Below are 24,810 nucleotides of genomic sequence, written 5' to 3' on the forward strand. Positions count from 1 at the left end.
TCTGGCTATCTTGCGGTCTTTTGAATGACGGGTTTGAACGAGCGCTCGACGAGCTCCCCCAGCGTGGTGGGATCCCAACGCTGCGTACCGACGATCTGGCGCACGGTCTCGGGGTTGTTGTAGAGCATCACTTCGTAGCCCCGGGCGCCGATCACTCGGCCGGTCAGCCAGTCCGAAGACTCACTGGCGATGTAGGCGACGATCGGTGCAATGTTGTCCGGTGACCGTTCGTCGTCGTCGGTGGCACGAACGGTGCGCTTGTCGGTCGGAATGGACTCGGTCATCCGCGTCTGTGCACCCGGCGCGATCGCGTTGGCCGTCACACCGTACTTACCCAGGCTGTTGGCGCACGAGTACGTCAACCCGGTAATTCCCATTTTGGCCGCTGCGTAGTTGGGCTGTCCGGGAGCTCCGAAAAGCCCCGAGGAGGAGGTGAAGTTGATGATCCGGTAGTGCCCGTCCGGGTTCTTCTTGCCGCGCCAATAGACCGACGCGGGCTTGATTGTGTTGAAATGCCCGCGAAGATGTACGGCGATGACCGCGTCCCAGTCTTGTTCGGTCATGTTGAAGATCATCCGGTCGCGCAGGATGCCGGCGGCGTTGACGACGATGTCGAGGCCGCCAAACATGTCCACGGCCGTGTCGATCAAGGACTGTCCGGCCTCCGAGTCGGTGACGTCGGCACCGCTGGCTACTGCGTCACCGCCCGCCGCGATGATCTCGTCGACGACGTCGTTGGCAGGGCTATTCGTCCCGGCTCGGCCATCGAGCTCGACGCCGAGATCGTTGACGACGACCGCGGCCCCTTCTGCGGCGAATAGTCGGGCGACTCCGGCGCCGATTCCGCGTCCGCCACCGGTGACGACTGCGACCCTTCCTTTGAGTGAAGACATGCGGCTATGCCTTCACCGATACCGGACGTGACTCGCGCGGCATGCCCAGCGCCCGCTCGGAGATGATGTTGCGCTGGATCTCGCTGGTGCCGGAGAAGATCGTGCCGGCTCTGCTGGCGAGGAAGACCTCCTGCCAGTGGTCGACCAGATAACCCTCCCCTTCCGGGCGTACCAACGCCTCGGTGCCGATCAGGTGGACGGCGATCTCGCCCAGCTTCTTTTCATACTCGCTCCAGAAGAGCTTGGAGATCGAGGCCTCGGGCCCGGGTTCCTTGCCGACGGCGATCTGGGCGAGCAGCCGCAAACCGCTGTATCGCATGATCTGCACGTGGGTGTATGCCCACGCAAGGTCCTGACGCACCAACGGATCGCGCTCCTTGCCGACCTTGCGCGCGAGGTCGACCAGTGCCCAGAACTGCTTCTCGTACTTCAGTGAGGCGACCGTGGCGTTGCCGCCGCGCTCGAAGCCGAGCGTCGTCATGGCGACCCGCCAGCCGTTGTTGAGCCCGCCAATGACGTTGAACATCGGCGCCCGCGAACCATCGAAATGTTCTTGGCCGAACTGGGCGGCGCCGGTCATCTGCTTCACGGCGTGCTTTTCAACGTTGTTGTCCTCGAACGGCAGCAGCACATAAGACAGCCCACGGTGTTTGCCGGTCTCGGTATCGGTCCGGCACAGCACGAAGATCATGTTGGCGCGGTAGAAACCGGAGGTCCATACCTTGTCACCGGTGATGACGATTTCGTCGCCGTCGACAACGCCACGCGTTTCGACACCTGCCAGGTCGGAGCCGTGCCCGGGCTCGGAGAAGCCTTGGCAGTAAACGTCTTCCGCCGAAATAATGCGCGGCAGGAAATGCTCCTGCTGCGCGGGCGTACCGTGCGAGATGACCGATGGCCCGACCATTCCCTCACCGAATCCGCGACGGATCCGTGGCAAGCCGGCCCGGTGCAGCTCTTCGGAGTAGATCGCGTTTTCGACTGGGCTCAGGCCACGGCCGCCAAACTTCTCCGGCCACTGCGGGCAGATGAGCTTCGCTTCCAACAGCCGCTTCTCCCACTCGGCGTAAATAGGGCTCGACTCCGCCTTGCCGTAGATGTTTGAACCGCCAGTCATCGGGCTCGCGTTCCAGTCGGTGAGCTCGGCCAGGCCTGCTGGCGCGTTGTCACTGATCCAGCCGCGGATCTCCTCGCGGAATTTTGCCGCTTCGGGACCTAAATTGAGTTCCATCTGAAAGCTCCTCTGTCTATCGGTTTTCCGTGACGATCAGTACGTCGAGTGCTTCTACCTGTGTGCCGTCGACCCACAGCGGGTTGACTTCGAGCGTTCCCAGCGTCGGGCCGAGTGCCTGGGCGCTGTCGACAATCCCGGCAATCGCCGCGGTGACGGCGTCGATATCGACCGGGTTGGATCCGCGTGCGCCGTGCAACAGCGGCGCGCCGCGCAACTCGTCCAGCATCTCGGCGATTTGAGCCTGCGACACCGGGAGAGGTCTGAGGCTGACGTCCTTGAGGACCTCCACGAAGACACCACCAAGGCCGAGCGCGAGGACCGGGCCGAACGACGGGTCGACGGTAAGTCCGACGAACAGCTCGACGCCACCGGCTCGCATGGCACCTACCAGGACACCGTCGACGTCGTCGGTCTCCTCGAGTCCGGCTTTGTGAACCCGTTCGAAGGCTTCCTCGACTGCCGCGGCATCACCAAGGTTCAGCGCGACGCCGCCGATGTCGGACTTGTGGGTGATTGTCGCCGAGCACACCTTGAGGACAACCGGATAGCCGAGCTTCTCGGCAGCATCGACCGCATCCTTGGCCGTGGTCACGAGGTGCGCCGGGACCACCGGTACGCCGTTGGCCGACACGAAGTTGCGCGACTGATCTTCGGACCAGGAGCCGATCTGTGGCGCGTCGACGTCCTTGGTCACCAACTGCGGGTGGACCGGCGGTCCGGCCGCCTCACGCGTCGCGCGGGTCCGCTCCCACCGCAGCGCGTGGCCGATCGCCTTGAGACCAAACTCGATTCCGCCGAGCGGCGGATGGATCGAGTGCTTGTCCAGCATCTGCAGGGCGTACGGCGAAATGTCGTTGCAGGTCGTCACGAAATGCAGGATCGGTACGTCGAACTGTTTTGCAGTGTCCGCGATCGCGGTCAGCCGACGTTCGAGCGGGCCGGAATCCGGCGGCTCAGCGGCGGGCAGCGCGAGTGCGTTAATAAGGAAGTCGACGTTGGGATCGGCGGCAACCGCGTTAAGCGAAACATCGCCCAGTCCGCTCTGAGCCGAGTTGACGTCGGCGAGGATCGCACCGGTCACGTCGAGTGGATTGCGTGCAGACGCGAACGGCGGAAGCACCTCCGTGAGCTTCTCGACCGTCGTACTGGAGAAGTCCGGTATCTCGATCTTCTCGATATGTGAGCGGTCGGCGATGATGTCGCAGGCTCCGCCCGATGCGGTTACGACGCCCATACGGTTACCGGTTGGCCGGTCGCAATAGCCAAAGAGCCCGGCCGTCACGATGAGCTCCTCGAGGCTGTCGACGCGTACGACGCCGTACTGCCGGAACACCGCGTCGATGACCGCCACGTCGCCGGCGACCGCGCCGGTGTGCGCCAACGCCGTCGCCTGGCCGCCGGGGCTCCGGCCCGCCTTGAGCGCGACGATCGGCTTACCTGCGGCCAGTGCCCGGTCCGCGAGCTCGGTGAAACGCGCCGGATCGCGAATCCCCTCGAGGAACATAGCGATGACTTTGGTGTTGTCGTCCTCGATGAGGTACTCCACGACATCGGCTGCGGTAATGATCGCCTCGTTGCCCATCGACGTCAGCAGGCTGATTCCAACGCCGCGGGCTCGCGCGAAGCTCATCACGTTGGCTGCCAGGGCGCCGCTTTGCAGTACGACGCCCACCGGCCCCGGCCGCAGCGGCGGCAGGATCGGCAACCCGAACGGCGCGGCGCCGGCGTGGGCGTTGATGTAGCCCAAGCAGTTTGGGCCGAGGACGGTCAAGTCGTTGGCGGTCGCGTAGTTGATCAGCGACTGCTGCCGGGCCTTGCCTTCTTCGCCGCCCTCGCCGAAATCGGCGGCCAGCACGATCATGTTTTTGATCCCGGCGGCGACGGCGTCCTCCATTACCCCTTGAACGGCGCGCGTGGGAACAAGAGCAAATGCGAGGTCGACCGGCTCGGCAAGGTCGCGCAGATTGGGGACTGTCGGTATCCCGAATGCCTCCGGATGCTTGGGATGCACCGGAATGAGCTTGTCTGTTATTCCGGCGGTGCGCAGGCTATCGATGATGAACCGGGACCAGCCCGATCCGTCGGATGCCCCGACCACGGCGACGCTCTTCGGCGCGAAAAGTGCTCTGAGTCGATCAGGCGTGGACAGCTTGCGCCGCATCACCTCGATGTCTGCCTCGGTTGCTTCCTGACCATTTTCGACGAGCTGACTGCGCTGACCCATGTGTCGCTCACTCCGATTTCTCGCACGTTTCGACTATTCAGGCGTCTTAGAATCCAATTCTGGAATATAATTCAACAGTAACGGTCCGCTGTCAACGTCTTGACAACGAAGCGTTCTACCGGGATGGTCCTAGAACACAGTTCTAGGAATGAGCGTAATACCGGTCGCAAGGAGCGGCCTCACTAGACTCTCGCGAGGCGTTTGGTGCAATTACACATCAACGTGACGCAGTAACTGCACGGGAAGTTAGGTGAAGGACGTGACGGAGACACAACGCGTCGGTCGGGGTACGACGCGAAAATGGAGCAGCACAGAGGGAGTCCGCACCGAATTCCTCGACGCCGCGCGCAAAGTCTTTGCCAAACGCGGTTTCTCCGACGCCAGCGTTACGGAAGTCGTTGAACAAGCCGGTGCGAGCGTCGGCAGCCTCTATCACCACTTCGGGAGTAAAACCGAACTGTTTGTGGCACTCTGGGAACGGCATCACCTGGAGCAGCAGGCAATCGCCGCCGATGCGGTCGTGGCCGCGCGCGCAGACGGCGTAAGCGACCCCTTCGACCTGTTCATCGCGGGATCGCAGGCGTATCTGGGCGCCTCGTGGGCGCGACGTGACCTCGTCAAGATCTTCAGCCTCGGTGACACGCCTCCCGGCTTCCAGGAAAAACAGCGTGCCGGCGGCAGGGTGTGGATCGCCAACAACTTCCGGCTGCTCGGCGCCGAAGACGAGGCGGTGCAACGCGCTCTTGTCTTCCTCGCGACGACTTTCCTCGGTGAGGCCCGCCGCGAGATCGCGAACGCGCGCACCGCCAAAGAGGCACGTGAGTTGGTGGCAGCAATGACCGAGGTCATCGAGCGGATGCGGCCGATGTTTGCCGCCACTCTCGCCGACCGCCACGACGAACACACCGCCTAACCCGCGATCCGCGGGAAGTTGACCGGTGATCCGCGGCGAGTAGTCCCGCAGATCACCACGAAAGTTGCCGCGGATGAGGGCCGTGACAGCGCCATGGCAGGGCGGTGACAGCGGCTCCTTGCACGATATGCGTATTCGCATTCGCACAAGGAGCACATATGACCACATCATCGGGCACGCTTGCCTTTGAAACCGAGGCGCTGGCCAAGCGGTTCGGCGACACCAAAGCCCTCGCTGGCATCGATCTTGCCGCCGCGCAAGGTACCGTCCTCGGCGTACTCGGGCCCAACGGCGCGGGAAAGACAACCGCCGTACGCATCCTGTCAACGCTGTTGCGTCCGGACTCCGGACGAGCGATCGTCGGCGGGTACGACGTCGTCAAAGACGCCACCAAGGTCCGCGAGACGATCGGGCTCACCGGCCAGTACGCGTCGGTCGACGAGGATCTGACCGGCACCCAGAACCTCGTCATGATCGGTCAGCTTCTCAACCTGAGCACGCGCGATGCCAAGGCCCGGTCGACCGAGCTGCTCGACTGGTTCGACCTCAGTGAGGCCGCCGGCCGACTCGCGAAGAACTACTCCGGCGGCATGCGCCGGCGCTTGGACCTTGCCGCCAGCCTCGTCGGCCGGCCGCGCATCATCTTCCTCGACGAACCGACCACGGGCCTCGATCCCGCGAAACGCGAGGAGATGTGGGGCGTCGTACGGTCACTTGTCGACGATGGTTCTACCGTGCTGTTGACGACCCAGTATCTCGATGAGGCCGACGCGCTAGCCGACGAGATCACCGTCATCGACCACGGGCAAGTCATCGCGCACGACACTCCCAAAGGCCTGAAGTCCGCGATCGGCGGGCAGCGGATCGAAGTCACCCCGACGGACGTGACCCGGATCAACGACGTACGACGCATCCTCACCCGCTTCACCGACGGCACCGTCGATCCCGCCGGCCGGCACGGCCTGAGCATTCCGGTCGCCGACGACGCGACACTGCCACTCATCGTCAACGAACTGGCGCAGGAGAAGGTCACCGTGGCCGAGCTCTCGCTGCATTTCCCAAGCCTCGACGAAGTGTTCCTCACCCTCACCGGCACAACCACAGACAGCTCAAAGACAGACAAGGAGGCCGCGGCATGACCGCCACTGCTACCGCGCCTAGGCCAACGGCGCCACACGATTTGCGCGTCGGTACGACGTCCAGCAATAAAAACAACTACCTCAGACACGCGCTCGTGCTGGCCAAACGCAGCCTCTACAAGACCTTGCGTACGCCGGAGTCGCTGATAGACGTCACGCTCCAGCCGATCATCTTCTTGCTGATGTTCGTATACATCTTCGGTGGCGCCATCTCCGGCGGCGCGCCGTCGCACTACATCCAGTTCCTGGTCCCCGGGCTCTTGGGTCAGACAATCGCGATGGCTTCGATCGCCGTTGGCCAATATCTCAACTCCGATATCGACAAGGGCGTGTTCGACCGCTTCCGGTCGCTACCGATTGGCAGATCCGTACCCCTCGTCGGCGTCGTGCTGGCCGACCTCGTGCGCTACCTCGTGCTCTTTGTCATTTTGATCAGCACCGCGCTGCTTATGGGCTTCGACGTCGGCGGTCACTGGGGCGGTGTCTTCGCGTCATTGACGCTGGCGGTCGGTTTCGCGCTGTGCTTCTGCTGGGTCTCGGTGTGGATCGGCATGACGGTCCGCACACCGGGCGCCGTGCAGGGCGTGATGTTCATGATCGTCTTCCCGCTTTCCTTTGGCAGCAGCGCTTTCGTGCCGGTGGATACGATGCCCGGCTGGCTCCAAGCATTCGTGCACGTCAACCCGATCACCCACGTGGTCGACGCGGTACGCGGGATGATGCTCGGCGGTCCGGTCGCCGGGCCCGTCATGTGGACACTCGTTTCGATGGGCGCGTTGCTGGTGGTCTTCGTGCCGCTCGCGATGCGCGCCTACAAGCGCCGCACGTAAAGCAAATGCACCAGGCGTACCGTCTCGAACATGACTTTGACGATGTCGTGCGCCTTCAATACCTCCATGGACAGCCCCGAACATGCGCGAATCGCGGAAGAGCTCGGTTACACCCGCGCCTGGTTTTATGACTCTCCCGCGATTTGCGCCGACGTCTGGATGCAGCTAGCCCGGGCCGCCGACCGTACTAACCGGATCGGACTCGGCACCGGCGTACTCATCCCGGCGCTGCGCCATCCCATGATTACGGCGACCGCGATCGCCAATCTCGTGGAGGTTGCCGGGAAGGATCGAGTCAGTATCGGCGTCGGCACCGGATTCACCGGTCGGCTCACCCTCGGCCAGCGGCCCGTCAAGTGGTCCGCGGTGGCGGCGTACGTCGATGCCGTCCAGCGGCTACTCAAGGGCGAGTACGTCGAGTGGGACGGCGCCAAAATTACGATGATGCACCGGCCCGAGTTCGCCGCGCCGCGGCCGATCGAAGTGCCCTGGGTTGCCGGAGTCGCCGGGCCCAAGGGGATCGCGTTCGCCAAGGAGTACGCCGACGGCGCATTCACGTCGCGGTCACCGGTGCCCGGCTTCGACTGGGCGGTTCACCTGACGTTCGGCACGGTGCTTGACGATGGCGAAAATCCGGGCTCACCCCGCGCGATCGAAGCAGCCGGACACGCGGCCGCGATCCTGATTCACCGCGCGCTCGAGTTCGGAAACCTCGAAGCTGTGCCCAACGGCGAGCAGTGGGCGGCGGCGTACGCCGATATCCCCGACGACATACGGCACATCGAACTCCACGATGGCCACCTGTGGTCCATCAACGACCGGGACCGCCCCTTCGTCACTGGCGAGGTCCTCGAGGCGGGCGGCGTCGCGCTGAGCAAACAGGGCTGGAAAGAGCGTCTCGCGCAGTTAGCCGAAGAGGGCGCCACCGAAATCGCCTATCAGCCGGCCGGTCCTGATGTGCCGCGTGAGCTGGAAGCCTTCGCCGACGCGATGCGAGGCTGACCGGTCCGCTCTGCGACACGCCGGGCGATAGCGTCCTCGAAGTACCGAGGGTCCAAGCGGTCGTAGGCCTCGTCGTGCGAAAGCGCGAGACCTCGGCCGTGATGCACCTCGAAATCCGCCCCAAGTCGGGCCCGCGCCTCGGCGTACAGCCGAACCTCGCGCAGGTTGCTGGGGTCGGCGGATCCGCGCAACCGTTGGGAGGCGCCCAGGAGTTCCGCGACGTGCGCATAGTCGTCGAATTCTGCCGCCAAGATTGCCGACACGACCCCGATGCTCGCAAGGATCGGAAAATCGTCGACCTCTTTCGACGCGACGAACGCACGCACGGCATCCTCGTAGCCCGCACTTAGCTCACCGGCCTCGAGCTCAAAGATGGCCACCGATCCAGCGCCTACAACGATCATGTGATTGGTGCGGGTACCGGCTCCCTCGAACTCGTCGAGCATGGAGCGCACTTGTCGCACCGCCGAGGTGACGAACGCTTGATTCCCCCGTGCGTCTTCAACGATCATCCGCTGTATGAGGAGAATGACCTTCCACATCGGCGTACCGCGGCTGTTGTCGAACAACATCTCGATCTCGTCGAGGCACCGCACGGCATCGTCTACTCGTCCGCTGGCGATCAGCATCCCCACCTGCCTGGCGCCCATATAAATCTGGTCGTCCACCGCGCCGAGCCGACCGGAGATGGCCCGCGCTTCTTGCACGTCGGCGATCGCGCCGTCAAAGTCACCGTCGAGCATCCGGACATAGGAACGACTGGTAATTGCCTGCGCGCGGCCCCATTGATCGCTGGTCGTATCGAGCTCATCGAGGGCGAGCGCGACGTGGGTACGCAACGACTCAAGGTCGCCGAAGTTCTCGGCGAACGCGGCACGCATGAGCCGCAGGCGCCCGCGGGCCAGCGGAGTCGCCCGCAGTAGTGCATCATCGGCGACCTGCTCGGCCTCGTTGTATTGGCGCGTGAAGAACAACAGCAGCATGAGCGTCGCCGCGACCTCGATCGGTCCATCGGCGAGGTATCGGCGCAGGTTGGCTGCGACCTGCGCAATGTCGGCAATTCCGTCGTCGCGATCAAAGCCAGGATCGGCCGCGCCGGTCGCGGTGAACTGCCGCGACATCTGACTGATGACACCGAGCCCACGGGCAACATGCCAGTGGGCGCTGGGATTACTGGTCGGCACCTCGGCGGCCAAGGCCGTCCAGTAACCGAGTTCTTCATCCCGGCCGAGCACCATCCAGAACCAGGCCAGATGCAGGCATAACGCGATGGCCCGACCCGAGTCACCAAGCTCGATATAGAACGTCATCGCGGCGACGAAGTTGTCGTACTCCTCGTTGAACAGCCGCAGCGCGACCGACTGATCGTTGGCATCTACGTTCATTGAGTTGCGCTGCGCGAACACCAGGAAGTGCCGGGCGTGCCGGGCCCGCGCCTGCTGCACGGTTCCCGCTTCAATCAGCCGTGCGGTCCCATACTCGCGGATCGTTTCGAGCATGCGGTAGCGAATGGTGTGGCCATCGGTCACGATCAGCAGGCTCTTGTCGACGAGCGCATTGAGGATCTCTGGTACATCGAGCGCCGCGACCTTGCCGCTGGCGCAAACTTTGGCGGCCGTCTGCGCGGCGAAACCACCCGGATAGACCGACAGCCATTCGAGCACGTAACGCTCTTCCGGTGTGAGTAGCTCCCAGCTCCACTCGACAACTGCAAGCAACGTGCGGTGCCTGCTCATCGCCGTACGGCTGCCCCCGACGAGCAGCCGAAACCGGTCGCCAAGCCCCTGCGCGATCGCATCTACCGGCAACACCCGAAGGCGCGCCGCGGCGAGCTCGATCGCCAGCGGAAGTCCGTCGAGCCGCCGGACGATCTCGACGATGGCGGGCATCGTCCTCTCGTCTGCTACGAATGACGCACTCGCGGCGCGTGCCCGATCGATGAACAGTCGTACGGCGGAGAAACCGCGCGCCGCCTCCAGTTCACTGTCTGCCGGCGGCAGGTCGAGAGAGGATAACGAGCACAACGACTCTCCGTCGATCGCCAGCGCTTCACGGCTAGTCGCGATTATCCGCAGCGCCGGACAGCGCGCCAGCAACTCGGCGATCAGGCCGGCGGCCGCACCAATCACATGCTCGCAGTTGTCGACAATCAGAACGCACTGGTCGTCGCTGAGCGCATTGACCAGCAATGCCTTACCGTCCAGGGCCATCCGGTCGTCTCTGGCACGCGTGTGAGAAGCGCGGGCCAGATCCAGATCGCGCACAAATGCCTGCTCGAGGTTGTCGCCAACCGTCGTCTTCGCGAGCTCGACGAGCCGCACCTTCGCGCCCTGTGCGGACAGTCGGCGGGCGACCTCGAACGACGTACGGGTCTTGCCCGCGCCACCGGGACCGATGATCGTCACGAGCCGGTTGGCCTCGATCAGGTCAGTCACCCGCTCGATTTCGCGCTGCCGCCCGATGAACGAGGTGACGGCGGCCGGAATGTCCGACTCGGAGCGCTCGGGCGGCGGGTCGTCGGCCGTCAACAACTGCAGATGCAGGTCCTGTAACTCGCGGGACGGGTCGCTGCCGAGCTCTTCGGCGATCTTTCTCCGGGTCGTTTCATAACGCGCCAATGCTTCGGCGGTGCGGCCGGTGGCGGCGTACCCCCGCATAAGCAGACCGGCGAAGCGTTCGTCAAGCGGCACATCGCGCGTGACCGCCTCGAGCCGGGCGACGGTCTCACTTGCTTGCCCGGTCGCGAGCTTGGCCTCGCTCCAGTCACCAATGGCATCGCGTCGCAGGTCCTCGAGCCGGGCGATCTCCGGTAACGCCCAATGCAAGTCTGCGGCCTCGGCGTACGGCGTACCGCGAACCAGTGCAAGAGCCATGTCGAGCGTGGTCGCGGCACTCTCGAACTGGCCACCGCGCAGCTGTTGTCGCCCGTCACGAACGAGTTCCTCGAACTCGACTACGTCGAGCTGCACGTCCACCAAGCCGTAGCCGGCCGCGGTCTGGCTGATGGCCCCGCCGTCGCCGACCGCCTTGCGAAGCCTCGATATCAGCGACTGCAGGGAACTTGTCGCGTTGGCCGGCAGGTCGCCGGACCAGACCGCATCGATCAGCCGGTCGGCCGTAACCGAGCCTCCGCCGGCCATCGCCATGCGCATCAGCAACCGGCGTAAGCGCACACCCGGAATGTCGCACGCACCGGACATCGTTTGCACGCTGAGCGGACCGAGCACCCCAACCTTCACGAGTTGACTACCTGCACGGTTAACCATTGTGCCGCACCTCGGGTGGGTTCGTACCCCACCGTCGGTGAGTTCGCGCCCCACGATCGGCGACGCTCGTGGCCCGGTCGCGCTTCGTCCCTCGCCGCCGATATCGTGTTCTGCGCGTGGACACGCCCGATCGCACTCCTTGTCCCGCCTACCTCCTGCTTGTCACTGCTTGTCACGCCTCATGAGCTGTGACTAGGGGTAGACAGCCGCGCTAAGGGACCGGGTAGGCCCGGCGCGAGTGACGGATCGCGAGACATACGTGACGGATCGCCAGACATTCGCGACGGATCGCGAGACATTCGCGACGGATCGCGGGAGTGTGACCGGGAATTCACTGTGACGTAGCGCGTCGTACGTCCATGATCGCGGCATATCACGTTCTAATAGGTGAAGGCCCCGCCAAGTATGAGTTGGCGGGGCCTTCGTGTTGACCTGGCCGTGACGCCTCCAGATCCTCGGCCGTTTCCGCCGAGCCGACCGCTGCCGTCACGCACGGTCCCAGATGGATCTCTCCACTGGACTAGCCCTCGGTCTTCGTCCGAGCCGTCCTCCTTGCGAAGGGCGTAGATAGATTTCTACTCCCTAATTCCCCAGCGCACAAGAGGTACCGGTGCACGGTAGAAAATAGGCAGAATGCCGGTACCCCCTGGCTCGGCGGCAGCGGAACCGAATACGATTCGGTTTCACCGTGTCTGTACCTACCGGCGTGGTGCATCATTGTTGGCGTACCCGGGCTCGAAAAAATACATCTGCACCATCCAAGTTGATCAGGAGAATTCCCATGGATCTTGTGTTGAGCGACGAAGACCGCGCTTTTGCACAGAAAATGCGTACCTTCTTCACGACGGAGATCCCCGAAGATATCCGTCGCCGCGCCTTTACCGGTGAAAATGCCGGCAAGGACGACATGGTGGCCACGCAACGCATCCTCAACGCCCACGGCTACGCCGTACCCAACTGGCCGATCGAATGGGGCGGCCAGGACTGGACCCCGATGCAGCGTCACCTGTGGCTTGAAGAGATGCAGCTGGCGTGCGTGCCACAGCCACTTGCGTTCAACGCATCCATGGTCGGCCCGGTCATCGCGGCCTTCGGTAACGAAGAACAGAAGAAGCGCTTCCTGCCAGCCACCGCCAACCTCGATATCTGGTGGTGCCAGGGCTTCTCCGAGCCCAACGCCGGTTCCGACCTTGCCTCGCTCAAGACCGCGGCGGTCCGCGACGGCGACTCCTACGTCGTCAACGGCCAGAAGACGTGGACGACACTCGCGCAGTACGCCGACTGGATCTTCTGCCTCGTGCGCACCAACCCGGACGTCAAGAAGCAGGCCGGCATCTCGTTCCTGCTCATCGACATGAAGACTCCGGGCATCACCGTCCGCCCGATCCAGCTGATCGACGGCGGCCACGAGGTCAATGAGGTCTTCTTCGACAACGTCGTCGTACCTGCCGAAAACCTCGTCGGCGAGGAGAACGCCGGCTGGTCGTACGCGAAGTTCCTGCTGGGCAACGAGCGCACCGGCATCGCGCGGCTTGGTACGTCGAAGGTCAAGGCCGCCCGCGTCAAGGCACTCGCCGCCAAGACCCGTGTCGGCGATGGCACGCTGCTGGACGACCCGCTGTTCGCGGCCCGGCTGGCCCGTGTCGAGATCGAGATCGCGGCACTCGAAATGACCCAGATGCGCATCCTGTCGAGCCAGACCAAGGGCGACGAGGCACCCGACCCTCGTTCCTCCGTGCTCAAGCTCAAGGGCTCGGCGATCCAGCAGGACCTCACCGAACTACTCATCGACGTGGTCGGCGAAGAAGCCGCAGCGTTCCGTGAGGACACCGACGTGCCGGACGGATTCGCTCCGACGACCGAAGGCGTCATCGACGCTATGCCGACGTACTTCAACTACCGCAAGGTCACCATCTACGGCGGTTCCAGCGAAGTGCAGCGCAGCATCATCTCGAAGGCAATCCTCGGCTTCTAGGCCCTACCTAAACTTGAACGGAGTACAGACGTGAACCTCGAACTCACCGAAGACCAGCAGACGCTGTCCGAGACCATCGGCCGCCTGCTCAAAGATCGCTACGACCACTCCACTCGGCTTGAACTGCTCCGCAGCGAACTGGGCTGGAGCAAGGACATGTGGAAGCGGTACGCCGACCTCGGCCTGCTGGGACTGCCATTCGACGAGGAGTACGGCGGCGCCGGCATGGGCTTCGCCGAGGTCGCCGTCGTACTGGAGGAGTTTGGCAAGGCACTTGTCCTCGAGCCCTACATCGCGACGGTTGTTCTCGCGGGCGGGCTCGTCGCCGCCGCAGGCACCGACGAGCAGAAGAAGTCCATCTTGTCGGCGATCTCGGCCGGCGAGTCGATCATGGCATTCGCCGCCAGTGAGCCCGGTGCGCGCTGGTCGCTGACCGACGTCAGCACCAAAGCCGAGAAGTCCGGGGACGGCTGGACCATCTCCGGCGAGAAGTCCGGCGTACTGGCCGGAGACAGCGCCGACCAGTTCGTGGTCTCGGCAACCACGGCCGACGGCGTCGTCGGGCTGTTTCTCGTCGACGGCAAGGCCGACGGCGTACGCCGTGACTCCTACACGCAGCAGGATGGCCTGCGTGCGGCCAACGTGCTCTTCGACGGCGCGGCGGCACAGGCACTGGGCGACCCGGCCAACGCGGCGGCTGCCATGAAGAGCGTCATCGATGAGGCGACGGCCGGCCTGTGCGCCGAGGCCGTCGGCGCGATGGGTCAGATGCTGAGCATCACCAGCGAATACCTCAAGACCCGCGTGCAGTTCGGTACCGCGATCGGCACCTTCCAGGTGCTGCAGCACCGCTCCGCCGACATGTACGTCTCCTTGGAGCAGGCCCGCAGCATGGCGGTGACCTCGCGGCTGGCGATCACCGACGGCGACGAGGGGCTCGAGCGCGACCAGACGCTGCGCGCGGCGAAGGTGCAGATCGACACGTCGGCTCGGCACATCGGCCAGGAGTCGATCCAGATGCACGGCGGCATCGGCGTGACGATGGAATACCCCATCGGCCACTACACCAAGCGCCTGACCGTCATCGCGCGGACGTTCGGCGACACCGACTCACACCTACAGGCCTTCGCCAAGGCCGGTGGACTGTTGGTCGCTAGCGACACGGTCGCGTAGTTCGATGGCGTTCCACGACCTGCTCACCGATGACGAGCGCGCCTTTGCCGCGAAGCTGCGGGATTTCTACACCACTGAGATCCCGATCGAGACCCGGCGGCGACACGCCCGCGCGGAGATCACCGACCAAGAAAGCCTCGTCGCCACTCACCGGATCCTCAACGCGCACGGGTACGCCGTACCCGGTTGGCCGGTCGAGTGGGGTGGGCAGGACTGGACGCCGATGCAGCGGCACCTGTGGCTCGACGAGATGCAACTTGCGTCGGTGCCTCGCCCGGTGTCGTTTAACGCCACAATGATCGGGCCGGTCCTCGCGCAGTTCGGCACTGAGGAGCAAAAACAGCGGTTCTTGCCGGCCACGGCCAACGTCGACATCTGGTGGTGTCAAGGCTTTTCCGAGCCGGGCGCCGGCTCCGATCTGGCTTCACTGCGTACGACGGCCGTCCGCGACGGTGACTCGTACGTCGTCAACGGCCAGAAGATGTGGACGACGCAGGCGCACTACGCAGACTGGATGTTCTGTTTGGTGCGCACCAACCCGGACGTCAAGAAGCAGGCCGGGATATCGATGCTGCTGATCGACATGACGACCCCGGGCATCGCGGTGCGTCGGATCCATACGATCGACGGGCACCACGAGGTCAACGAGGTCTTCTTCGACAACGTCGTCGTACCAGCCGAAAACTTGGTCGGCGAAGAGAACAAGGGCTGGACCTACGCGAAATTCCTGCTCGGCAACGAGCGGGTCGGCCAGGCCCGGGTCGGCGCCTCGAAGGTCACCCTGTCCAAGGTGAAGGCGCTTGCAAGCCGCACTCGGGTCGGCGCCGGCAGCCTGCTCGACGACCCACTGTTCGCGGCCCGGCTGGCGACGTTGGAGATCGAGCTGACGGCGCTGGAGATGACCCAACTGCGAGTGCTGGCCTCACAGTCCAGCGGGTCCGACGCGCCGGACCCTCGCTCCTCGGTGCTCAAGCTCAAGGGCACCAAGTTGCAGCAGGATATCGCCGAACTGCAAATCGACGTGCTGGGCATGGACGGCGTACCGATCCGGGACGGCTACGACGTACCCGACGGGTTCGCCACGCCACCGGATGGCGCGATCGAGGCGATGCCGACGTACCTCTTCTATCGCAAGGCGACGATCTACGGCGGCGCCAGCGAGGTCCAGCGCAACATCATCGCGAAGGCCATTCTCAACTTTTAGCCGACGTACCGTCAGATCGGCAACGCCACGGCCTAGCTGGAAGTCTCGGTGCGCTGAGCGCATCAAACTCTCCAGCTAGCGACGACCCCAATTCCTATGGAGCCCGTGACTTACCGCGACCTCACCCGCGCAAACTCCTTGTGAGGACGCAATAGTTGCGTTGGTGGTAGCGTTTTAGCTGTGCCAAATCATGCCCCAAAAGAACTCGTTGACGCCGTCGTGTCATTCATGCGCGCACTTCACCTGAATCTCCAGGAGTCGAGCCTCGAATCGCTGGCAGCCACCGAATGGACGCTCTCGCAAGCGCGCTCGATCATGATCCTGGCCCAAGTATCAGAGCCACTTCCGATCAACGAGCTGGCCACGCGCCTGCGGCTGTCCGTCGCGGCCACCGGCCGCAACGTCGACCAGCTCGTCAATCAAGGGCTCGTCGATCGCCAGGAAGACCCCCGCGACCGCCGCATCAAACGGGTCTCGCTCACCCCGCAAGGCCGCGCGCAGGTCGCGCACGCCCACACCATCAAACGCGCCAGCATGTCCGCGTTCCTCGACCGGCTTGAGCCGGAGGATCACGAACGGCTGCTCGCCGCGCTCGCGCCTATCCAGGCTCGACTCGAGCCGACAATCAAACTTCAGAAACGAACCTCATGACAGTTATCAACACAACACCGGCGAGCGACTCGCTTGACCGCGGCCTGCTGAAAATCGCCGGCGTCGTCGTACTCGGCGCCATCATGTCCATCCTGGACACCACCGTTGTCAGTGTGGCGATACCGAAGTTTCAGACCGTTTTCGATGCGCAGTACTCGACCGCTGCATGGACGCTGACCGGCTACACGCTCGCCCTGGCCACGGTGATCCCGATGACCGGCTGGGCGGCCGACCGATTCGGCACCAAACGGCTGTACATGCTCGCGCTCGCGCTATTCGTCGGCGGCTCGGTCCTCTGCGCGCTGTCGTGGAGCATCTTCAGCCTTATCACCTTCCGCATCCTGCAGGGCCTCGGCGGCGGCATGCTGATGCCGCTAGGCATGACGATGATGACGCATGCCGCCGGACCCAAACGGATCGGCCGCGTGATGGCTGTGCTCGGTGTGCCTATGCTTATCGGCCCAATCGCCGGGCCCATCCTCGGCGGGTGGCTGATCGAAGCCGCGAGCTGGCACTGGATCTTCCTGATCAACCTGCCGATCGGCATCTTTGCTCTAGTCGCGGCCTTGCGGGTACTGCCGAAGGACAATCCGCAACCATCTGAGTCGTTCGACTTCGTCGGCATGCTGCTGCTCTCACCCGGTCTCGCGCTGTTCTTGTATGGCATCTCCAGCATCCCCAGCGAAGGGACCATCGCCTCCGCCCTCGTCCTGATCCCGGCCATCGTCGGACTGGCGCTGATCGGCGCATTCGTGCCGCACGCACTGCGGGCCAAGCATCCGCTGATTGATCTGCGGCTGTTCAAGCACCGCCAACTCTCCGTCTCAGTCATCACGATGTCACTGTTCTCGGTGGCGTTCTTCGGCGCGATGCTGCTGTTCCCGACGTACTTCATCCAGGTGCGGCTAGAGACCACGCTCAGCGCCGGCCTGCTACTCGCGCCGCAAGGGCTCGGCGCCATGCTGACCATGCCGATCGCCGGCAGGCTGACCGACAAGCGCGGCCCGGGTTGGTTTGTGCTCGGCGGAATCGTGCTCATCGCCGCCGGCATGGCGGTCTTCACCCAGCTCAGTCCCGCGACGCCACTCGCATTGATACTCGGTGCGTTGTTTGTCATCGGCATGGGTATGGGCATGACCATGATGCCGATCATGACCGCCGCGCTGGCCTCGCTGACCCACGACGAGGTCGCCCGCGGCTCGACACTGATGAACATCGTCCAACGCGTCGCAGGGTCGATCGGGACCGCCGTACTGAGCGTGATCTTGACCAACGAGTTGCTGAACAAACCCGCCGTACAGTTGGTCAAGGCCGCCACCGCCGACCACTCGCTGGCGCCCAAGATCACCCCGCACGTCCTCGCCCAAGTGCCCGGCCAGATGTCCGACGCATTTTCGACAACATTCATCGTGGCGCTGGTCCTGATCGTGGCCTGCCTTATCCCCGCGCTCTTCCTCTCGCGCAAGCCGACCCAGGAATCACCCGCCGACGACACTTCGTCCGACGACACGCTGCCAGCCGCCGCGCTGCCCTAACCTTCGACGATTCGCCGTCGCTCAGACGCGGCTGATGCGTCCGAGGCGCGGCTAGTCAACCATCTCCGGTACGTCGCGGCGAAGCTTGACGCAGCATTGGTCTGCGGACGGCTCGAAACACGCACAGAACCCGGTGCCGCCGAACCGCTCGACGGCCGAGTCGAGCAGCTGCAGGTTCATCGTGCACACGAGCTGTGTGTGCCGTTGCGCGAGATTGTGGAACGGGCAGTTGCGCAGTACGACGGTGTCCGCGTCGGTACGCCGCGGCTCATATCCGTGGTCGGCCAGCACCTCCAGCGCGACGGCCAGCCGCTCGCCGGAGTCGTGACGGCGTACGTCGGCAAGCCGCGTCTGCATGACGCCGGCGATCCGCTCTCCCTCCGCCCGCGCCGTACGCTCGACCGCAGAGGCGGGGTCCTCGCGAGTCTCGGAGTCCTGCGCGGTCTGGATCGCCCCGGCGAGCAGTTGCGCCGCCAGCTCGTAGTCACGCGGCGGCAGGCTGACATCGACCTGGCGCGCCGACCGACGATAGAGCTTCGCGGGACGACCCGCACCAGGCCCGGTCTTGTTGGACAGCCGCCGGAAGTCGATCTCCAGCAGCCCGGCGTCCTCCAGCCGGTCGAGGTGATGAGCCGCGGTCGCGCGCTCGACCGAAACCCCCTCGGCGACCTGGTCACGGCCGACCCAGCCGTCGCTTGCGCTGACGAACTCGTAGACCGCTCGCCTGGTCCGTTCGGCGAGCGCCGACACGACGGTCAGGTCATCGGACGGCGCGTCGCGATGTTCAGCCATTTTCGGCACCAATCTCATTCTTCTTCTCGACACTTTCTAATATCAATGTATCCTTTATTTAGAGTGATCGGGAAGAGCCGTCCACCTGAATCTATGCAGATCTAGCGAGGTAGAACATGACCAGCAACTCAACGTTTGTCATCGTCGGCGCGAGCCTTACCGGCGCGAAGGCCGCAGAACACCTGCGCGCCGAGGGTTTCGACGGCCGGATCGTGATGATCGGGGCCGAGACCGAGCTTCCTTACGAGCGCCCGCCACTGTCGAAGGACTTCCTGCGCGGCGAGGCCGAGGCATCAAGCGCATTCGTGCACGACCAGGCCTTCTACGACGACAACCACATCGAGCTGCGACTGGGCACCAAGGTCGAGACGATCAACATCACCACGCGCACTGTCGCGGCCAGCGGCATGGAGCCACTCGAATACGACAAGCTGCTGATCGCCACCGGCGCTCGCTCGCGCAAGCTCAACCTGCCCGGCTCAGACCTGCCAGGAGTGCACTACCTGCGCAGTCTTGAGGACTCAAAGCAACTGCACGATGCACTCGGCTCGGCAAAGCGGCTGGCCGTCGTCGGGGCGGGGTGGATCGGCTCCGAGGTCGCCGCCTCCGCTCGCCAGATGGGCGTCGAGGTCACCCTCATCGATATGGCCTCGACCCCGATCCAGGCGGTCGTCGGTCCGGAGGTCGGCGCCGTCTTCGCCGACCTACATCGCGAACATGGCGTCGATCTGCGGCTCAACGAGACCATCGAGTCCTTCCTCGGCACCGACCGAGTGACCGGCGTACGCACCGGCTCCGGAGACATCGACGCGGACCTCATCGTGGTCGGGGTCGGCGCCACTCCACGCGTCGAGCTGGCCGAGGCGGCCGGCCTCGCAGTCGACAACGGCATCGTCACCGACGAGTTCCTGCAGACTGCGATCGACGGCGTGTACGCCGCGGGCGATGTCGTCTCGGCAAAGAACCTCGGCATCGGCAAGCACCTGCGCGTCGAGCACTGGGCCAACGCCGGCGTACACGGCGAGCTCGCCGCTAAAAACATGGTCGGCAAGCCCACGGCGTACGAAAACGTCCCGTTCTTCTTCTCCGACCAGTACGACTTGGGGCTGGAATACTGCGGCTACCCCACGCCCTGGGACCGCGTCGTCTATCGCGGCGACCCGGCCACCCGCGAGTTCATCGCATTCTGGCTGGCCGGCGACCGCGTCGTCGCGGCGATGAACGTCAACGTCTGGGACGTCAATGACGACCTGCAGGCGATCATCGGCGCTGACAAGCCCGCCGACGACGCGCGACTAGCCGATCCCGACGTACCACTCAGTGAGGTACTGGCTCGATGAGCGCCCTGCAGACCTCATCGGTCGAGCCCGACGAACGACGCATCCACGCCGTCGACCCCGGCCGCGCCGCACCCACGATCGAGCACGACGCGGCGCGCGCCGCCGTACGGCAACTGCTCACGGCTCTGGGTCAAGACGTCGACAGCGAAGAGTTGCGAGACACCCCGCGAAGAGTCGCCGACGCATACGCCGAGATGCTCACGCCCGCGCTGTTCAACGTGACCACATTTCCCAACGACGGCGAGTACGACGAGCTCGTGCTGGTGCGCGACATCCCGGTGCAGTCGCTGTGCGCGCATCACCTGCTGCCGTTCACCGGTACGGCGCACGTCGCCTACCTCCCGGGCGAACGCATCGTCGGGCTGTCCAAACTGGCCCGCGCCGTGGAGATGTTCGCGCGCGGACTGCAGGTGCAAGAGCGTCTCACCACCCAGATCAGCGGCTGGCTGGAGGAGGTGCTCGCGCCGAAAGGTGTCGGCGTGGTCATCGAGGCCGAGCACATGTGCATGACGATGCGCGGCGTACAGGCCCGCGGGACCCGCACACTCACCTCATCGCTGCGCGGCCTGATCCACGATGACGCGCGCACCCGCTCGGAGTTCCTGGCCCTCACCCGCCATACGTAACTTCGTCCCGACCATCCGTCGTCGCGTCAGGCCGCCGGGACCGGCTGCGGTGGTGGCGGTCCGACGTACCGCGCGATCGGCCGAATGATCTTGGAGTCGGTGGCCTGCTCGAGGACGTTAGCGCTCCAGCCGAGCACCCGCGCGGCAGCGAACGTCGGGGTGAACATGGCCCGCGGTACGCCGCACAACTCCATCACCACGCCGGCGAAGAACTCGACGTTCGTGTGCAGCTCGCGGCCCGGCTTGAGCTCGGCAAGCAGCCGCTCGACCTGACGCTCGACCTCGACCGCGAAGTCGACGAGCGGCCCGCCGAACTCTTGCGCGATTTCGCGCAGCATCTTCGAGCGCGGGTCCTGCGTGCGATACACCGGATGTCCGAAGCCCATGATCCGGTCACCGGCGACGACCCGTTCGCGTATCCACGGTTCGATGCGGTCCGGCGTACCGATCGCGTCGAGGGTGTCCAGAGCACGACTCGGCGCGCCACCGTGCAACGGGCCAGAGAGCGCTCCGACGGCTCCTACGAGGCAGGCCGCGACGTCAGCGCCGGTCGAGGCAATGACCCGCGAGGTGAACGTCGAGGCATTGAATCCGTGGTCGATCGCGCAGATCATGTACTTCTCAATCGCCGCGGCGTGCGCGGGCTCTGGGGTGCGACCGGTGAACATTCGCAGGTAGTCGGCACAGTGACCCAACTGCTCGTCCGGTTCGATCGGCTCTTCGCCGGCGCCGAGTCGATACAGCGCGGCGAGGACCGTCGGCGTCATCGCGCAGCAAGCGAGCGCGTCCTCGAGGCGCTGTTCGGGACCAAGGTCGTAGACCGGCTGAAACCCGGCGGCAGCTCCGGCCAGCGACAACGCCGTACGCAGACCGGCGAGTGGCCCAGAAGCCAGCGACCCACGAGCGATCGCCGGCAAGGCCTCCCGTACGACGTCCGGCAGCCGTCGTAGCTTGCCAACTCGCGCGGCAAACTCCGCGCGATCGCGAGCACCTGGCAGCTCGCCGTACAGGAACAGGTGCCAGACGTCCTCGAACGACCGAGACATCGCCAGGTCAACGGCCGAGTACTGCCGATAGTGATAGAACCCTTCGGTCCCGCGTACGTCGCCCACCTCGGTATCGGTGACGACGACACCCTTGAGTCCGCGGGGTACGACGACCTGGGGCGGCGCGCCGGTGGGCGCGGAAGCTGTGCTCGTCATGCTGTCCTCTTTTCATCGTGTGTCGATTGAATGTGACGATGAAAATGTGCATCATTGATGATTAGCTGTCAATCTTGATTCGATCAACATATGCGGGGCTGACCCATGGCCGAACCACCCTCCAACGCCGCACCGCGCGGACGCCTGACGACCGCTCAGGCAGCCGACCTGCTCGGCGTCAAGACCGAGACGCTCTACGCGTACGTCAGTCGCCGGCTGCTGACGAGCCAACGCACTCCCGGCGGCCGAGCCAGCACGTTTGACGCGGCGGAAGTCGAGAAGCTTGCCCGGCGTACCAAGGGCGAGCACGGCGGAGTGATCACCGGCGCCGGGGGACGCGCGTTCTCGTTCCGTACGTCGATCACGCTGATCGAGCACGATCGGCTCTGGTTCCGCGGTGTCGACGCGATCGAACTGGCGCGTGCACATGTCTACGAAGAGGTCGCCGACTGGTTATGGACCGGTGAGCTGCGGCCAGGACTGCGTTTCGCCCCGCCGGACGCGTTGGTCGACGCCGCCAGGAACGCGGTCGGCGCGCTACCGCACAGCGCCGGGATGCTGGACCGCTTGCGTGCGGCCGCGATCGCCGCCGCCGCCGCCGATCCGCTGCGCTTCGAGTTCGACGAACACGCCGTTATCGACACCGCACGCAACCTGATCGGCACGCTTGTCGAGGCGCTCCCCTGTGCGGCCGAGCCGGACTTCCCGGACACGCTGGCCGGACGGTTGTGGTCGCGGCTGACCGCCCGCACGCCGGACGAGTCCTCGATCGCGGCACTCAACGGCGCTCTCGTCCTGCTCGCCGATCACGACCTCGCCGTGTCTACGCTCTCCGCACGAGTCGCCGCGTCGTCCCGCGCGCATCCGTACGCCGTGGTGTCGGCCGCTCTCGGCGCGCTCGACGGGCCGTTGCATGGCGCAGCAAGCGGCCTGGCGCACCGCATGCTCGCGGAGGTCGTCGAGCGCGGCAGCGCCGCGCCGGTAGTCGCGGCGTACCTCCGGGCCGGCCCGGTCCTGCCGGGAATCGGTCATCGGGTGTATCAGTCCGAAGATCCCCGCGCCACGGCGCTTTTCGAATTTCTCGAGCGAGTCCCGGCTGCGGCTGACGCGCTCGCGGCGGCGCGCGAGGTGTGTGCTGTCGCGGCGCGCCACGCGACACAACCGGCGAACGTCGATCTCGCGTTGGCGGTCTTGTCGGTCGGCGCGCGGATGCCGGCGGACGCCGGCGAAACGATCTTCGCAGTGGCCCGGATCGCAGGCTGGATCGCCCACTCAATCGAGGAGTACGCCGAGGCGCCGCTGCGACTACGACTGGCCGCGAGGTACGCCGGACCGCGCCCGCCACAGCCAATGCCCTGACCGGCTCCGAGCCGGATGACCGCCGATGCGCGATCTTCACGCGGCCCATATGTGCCTCTAGAACGTCGGGGTCGGGCCAGGCAAACCATCGGGGCGGGTGCATGATGGGTAGCGCGAGACGTCCGCTTCGTGCACACCTGTAAATCCCGAGGCGTCACGCGTTGGAGACAAGCGAAATGCCCGAAATGCCGTCCATGACGGGGCCCATGTGGATGCCGACGCGGCCGCCAACGTGGCTGCGCCTGCTGATCTGGCATCCACAACCGATCCCGGTATTCCTGGTTTTGTGCATCGTGGCGGCCGTGCTGTATTTGCTCGGCGTCACGACACTCCGGCGGCGTTCGGTGGAGTGGCCGGTCAGCCGCACGATCAGCTTCATCGTCGGCCTGCTGCTGATCGTGGCAGTCACCAGTACCGGTGTCGGTGGCTATGCGATGGTGCTGTTCAGCGTGCACATGAGCCAGCACATGGTGCTCAACATGGTGGCGCCGCTGTTCTTGCTGATGGGCTCGCCGATCACGCTCGCACTGCGCGCGCTGCCGTCAACGGACCCGTCCCGGCGAGCCCTCCTGACGCTCTTACACAGCCGGTTCGCCCGCGTTATCAGCCACCCGGGGTTCACGATCCCGCTGTTCCTGGTGAGCCTGTACGGCGTGTACTTCACGCCGGCGCTCGACTGGGCGATGAGCGGTTGGCTGACACACAACCTGATGATCGCGCACTTCGTGCTGGTCGGGCTGTTGTTCTTCTGGCCGATCATGGGTGTCGACCCCTCACCGCGACGTCGCTCGCACCCCGTCCGCATCGGAGAACTGCTGCTCACGTTGCCATTTCACGCATTTTTCGGCATCTCGATCATGATGAGCACGCAGATGCTCAACACGTACTTCATGCATGTCCCCCCGGGATGGTCGGTAAATCCGATCGACGATCAATACGCTGGTGGCGGGATCGCCTGGGCGTTCAGCGAAGTACCGACTCTCATCGTGATTGGCGCGGTGTTCCTCCAGTGGGTGCGTTCGGACGACCGCAGCGCGCGTCGGCGGGATCGTCAAGCCGATCGCGACGACGACGCCGAACTCACTCGCTACAACGAACGGCTCGCCGCGCTGGCCCGATTCGAGTCGACTCGGTAAGCGGCCACGCTCGGCCCGCGCGGCGCGAGTCGAGATCCCGCAAGCCGGGGATGCTCCGGCAGCGGCACGTGAACCGAGATGCCGAGGCCGCTACCAGACGGCGATTCCTGAATCATCCCGCGTTGTGGACAACTCAAGAATTGTCGTACACATGTCCTACCATAATTGACATGACCACGACCCAGGACCCACCACCCACCGGCACCACCACCGGTCCCGGTCGGCCCGCTGCCGTCGGGCAGGAAATACCGCGCCACTACCGCCTCGATCACACCACCGAAGCGTTCGCACTACACATCTTCGACCAACAACTCAC

19 protein-coding genes are annotated in these 24,810 nt (G+C 64.8%); 13 read left to right on the forward strand and 6 right to left on the reverse strand.

Annotated features, from left to right (window positions below):
- Nucleotides 1-5 precede the first annotated feature (5 nt).
- The 3 genes from CLV47_RS08580 to CLV47_RS08590 are packed head-to-tail and all read right to left on the reverse strand — an operon-like array spanning nt 6 to nt 4,351.
- Nucleotides 6-893: an SDR family NAD(P)-dependent oxidoreductase gene (locus CLV47_RS08580; protein WP_106348604.1), complete on the reverse strand. Its 888-nt coding sequence runs from the start codon at nt 891-893 to the stop codon at nt 6-8.
- Nucleotides 894-897: 4 nt separating this feature from the next.
- Nucleotides 898-2,124, reverse strand: a complete 1,227-nt coding sequence (locus tag CLV47_RS08585) for an acyl-CoA dehydrogenase family protein (RefSeq protein WP_106348605.1) — start codon at nt 2,122-2,124, stop codon at nt 898-900.
- 16 nt (nt 2,125-2,140) lie between these two features.
- On the reverse strand, nt 2,141-4,351 hold the full coding sequence (locus CLV47_RS08590; RefSeq protein WP_106348606.1) for an acetate--CoA ligase family protein: 2,211 nt from the start codon (nt 4,349-4,351) through the stop codon (nt 2,141-2,143).
- A 259-nt stretch (nt 4,352-4,610) separates the two neighbouring features.
- Between CLV47_RS08590 and CLV47_RS08595 the strand changes: the two genes are divergently transcribed.
- The 4 genes from CLV47_RS08595 to CLV47_RS08610 all read left to right on the forward strand — a co-directional run bounded on the left by CLV47_RS08595 (nt 4,611) and on the right by CLV47_RS08610 (nt 8,235).
- Complete coding sequence (locus CLV47_RS08595) at nt 4,611-5,264, forward strand: TetR/AcrR family transcriptional regulator (protein WP_106348643.1); 654 nt, start codon at nt 4,611-4,613, stop codon at nt 5,262-5,264.
- Nucleotides 5,265-5,422: 158 nt separating this feature from the next.
- Nucleotides 5,423-6,403 carry an ATP-binding cassette domain-containing protein gene (locus tag CLV47_RS08600; protein WP_106348607.1) on the forward strand — a complete coding sequence of 327 codons (981 nt, stop codon included), beginning with the start codon at nt 5,423-5,425 and terminating at the stop codon, nt 6,401-6,403.
- Nucleotides 6,400-7,233 carry an ABC transporter permease gene (locus CLV47_RS08605; RefSeq protein WP_106348608.1) on the forward strand — a complete coding sequence of 278 codons (834 nt, stop codon included), beginning with the start codon at nt 6,400-6,402 and terminating at the stop codon, nt 7,231-7,233. Before CLV47_RS08600 ends, CLV47_RS08605 begins: the two co-directional genes overlap by 4 nt.
- Before the next feature lie 30 nt (nt 7,234-7,263).
- On the forward strand, nt 7,264-8,235 hold the full coding sequence (locus CLV47_RS08610) for an LLM class flavin-dependent oxidoreductase (RefSeq protein WP_202862466.1): 972 nt from the start codon (nt 7,264-7,266) through the stop codon (nt 8,233-8,235).
- Here CLV47_RS08610 and CLV47_RS08615 read toward each other — a convergent pair.
- The gene (locus CLV47_RS08615) at nt 8,172-11,501 is read right to left on the reverse strand and encodes an AfsR/SARP family transcriptional regulator (protein WP_106348609.1); all 3,330 of its coding nucleotides are present in this window, start codon (nt 11,499-11,501) and stop codon (nt 8,172-8,174) included. The genes CLV47_RS08610 and CLV47_RS08615 overlap by 64 nt on opposite strands.
- Before the next feature lie 781 nt (nt 11,502-12,282).
- Here CLV47_RS08615 and CLV47_RS08620 point away from each other — a divergent pair.
- The 5 genes from CLV47_RS08620 (at nt 12,283) to CLV47_RS08640 (ending at nt 18,039) form a co-directional block, all read left to right on the forward strand.
- A complete protein-coding gene (locus tag CLV47_RS08620; protein WP_106348610.1) occupies nt 12,283-13,476 on the forward strand; it encodes an acyl-CoA dehydrogenase family protein in 1,194 nt (397 codons plus the stop codon).
- Nucleotides 13,477-13,506: 30 nt separating this feature from the next.
- A complete protein-coding gene (locus CLV47_RS08625) occupies nt 13,507-14,649 on the forward strand; it encodes an acyl-CoA dehydrogenase family protein (RefSeq protein ID WP_106348611.1) in 1,143 nt (380 codons plus the stop codon).
- Nucleotides 14,650-14,653: 4 nt separating this feature from the next.
- On the forward strand, nt 14,654-15,853 hold the full coding sequence (locus tag CLV47_RS08630) for an acyl-CoA dehydrogenase family protein (RefSeq protein WP_106348612.1): 1,200 nt from the start codon (nt 14,654-14,656) through the stop codon (nt 15,851-15,853).
- 180 nt (nt 15,854-16,033) lie between these two features.
- On the forward strand, nt 16,034-16,504 hold the full coding sequence (locus CLV47_RS08635; protein ID WP_202862467.1) for a MarR family winged helix-turn-helix transcriptional regulator: 471 nt from the start codon (nt 16,034-16,036) through the stop codon (nt 16,502-16,504).
- The gene (locus CLV47_RS08640) at nt 16,501-18,039 is read left to right on the forward strand and encodes a DHA2 family efflux MFS transporter permease subunit (RefSeq protein WP_106348614.1); all 1,539 of its coding nucleotides are present in this window, start codon (nt 16,501-16,503) and stop codon (nt 18,037-18,039) included. The genes CLV47_RS08635 and CLV47_RS08640 overlap by 4 nt, the downstream gene beginning before the upstream one ends.
- Nucleotides 18,040-18,090: 51 nt before the next feature.
- On the opposite strand, the gene CLV47_RS08645 is transcribed toward CLV47_RS08640, so the two are convergent.
- On the reverse strand, nt 18,091-18,831 hold the full coding sequence (locus CLV47_RS08645) for a helix-turn-helix transcriptional regulator (RefSeq protein WP_106348615.1): 741 nt from the start codon (nt 18,829-18,831) through the stop codon (nt 18,091-18,093).
- Between the two features lie 116 nt (nt 18,832-18,947).
- Between CLV47_RS08645 and CLV47_RS08650 the strand changes: the two genes are divergently transcribed.
- Complete coding sequence (locus tag CLV47_RS08650; RefSeq protein ID WP_106348616.1) at nt 18,948-20,171, forward strand: NAD(P)/FAD-dependent oxidoreductase; 1,224 nt, start codon at nt 18,948-18,950, stop codon at nt 20,169-20,171.
- Nucleotides 20,168-20,797 (forward strand): GTP cyclohydrolase I FolE, encoded by a 630-nt coding sequence (folE, locus tag CLV47_RS08655; RefSeq protein ID WP_106348617.1) that lies wholly within the window; start codon nt 20,168-20,170, stop codon nt 20,795-20,797. The genes CLV47_RS08650 and folE overlap by 4 nt, the downstream gene beginning before the upstream one ends.
- Before the next feature lie 26 nt (nt 20,798-20,823).
- On the opposite strand, the gene CLV47_RS08660 is transcribed toward folE, so the two are convergent.
- Nucleotides 20,824-21,999, reverse strand: coding sequence for a citrate synthase/methylcitrate synthase (locus tag CLV47_RS08660; protein WP_106348618.1), 1,176 nt, complete (start codon nt 21,997-21,999; stop codon nt 20,824-20,826).
- Between the two features lie 105 nt (nt 22,000-22,104).
- Here CLV47_RS08660 and CLV47_RS08665 point away from each other — a divergent pair, with 105 nt between their 5' ends.
- Both CLV47_RS08665 and CLV47_RS08670 read left to right on the forward strand, forming a co-directional pair.
- Nucleotides 22,105-23,358, forward strand: coding sequence for a citrate/2-methylcitrate synthase (locus CLV47_RS08665; RefSeq protein ID WP_106348619.1), 1,254 nt, complete (start codon nt 22,105-22,107; stop codon nt 23,356-23,358).
- A 176-nt stretch (nt 23,359-23,534) separates the two neighbouring features.
- On the forward strand, nt 23,535-24,494 hold the full coding sequence (locus CLV47_RS08670; RefSeq protein ID WP_106348620.1) for a cytochrome c oxidase assembly protein: 960 nt from the start codon (nt 23,535-23,537) through the stop codon (nt 24,492-24,494).
- Nucleotides 24,495-24,810: the final 316 nt, after the last annotated feature.

It is taken from the genome of Antricoccus suffuscus, assembly GCF_003003235.1.
In the GTDB taxonomy this organism is placed as follows: Bacteria; Actinomycetota; Actinomycetes; order Mycobacteriales; family Antricoccaceae; genus Antricoccus; species Antricoccus suffuscus.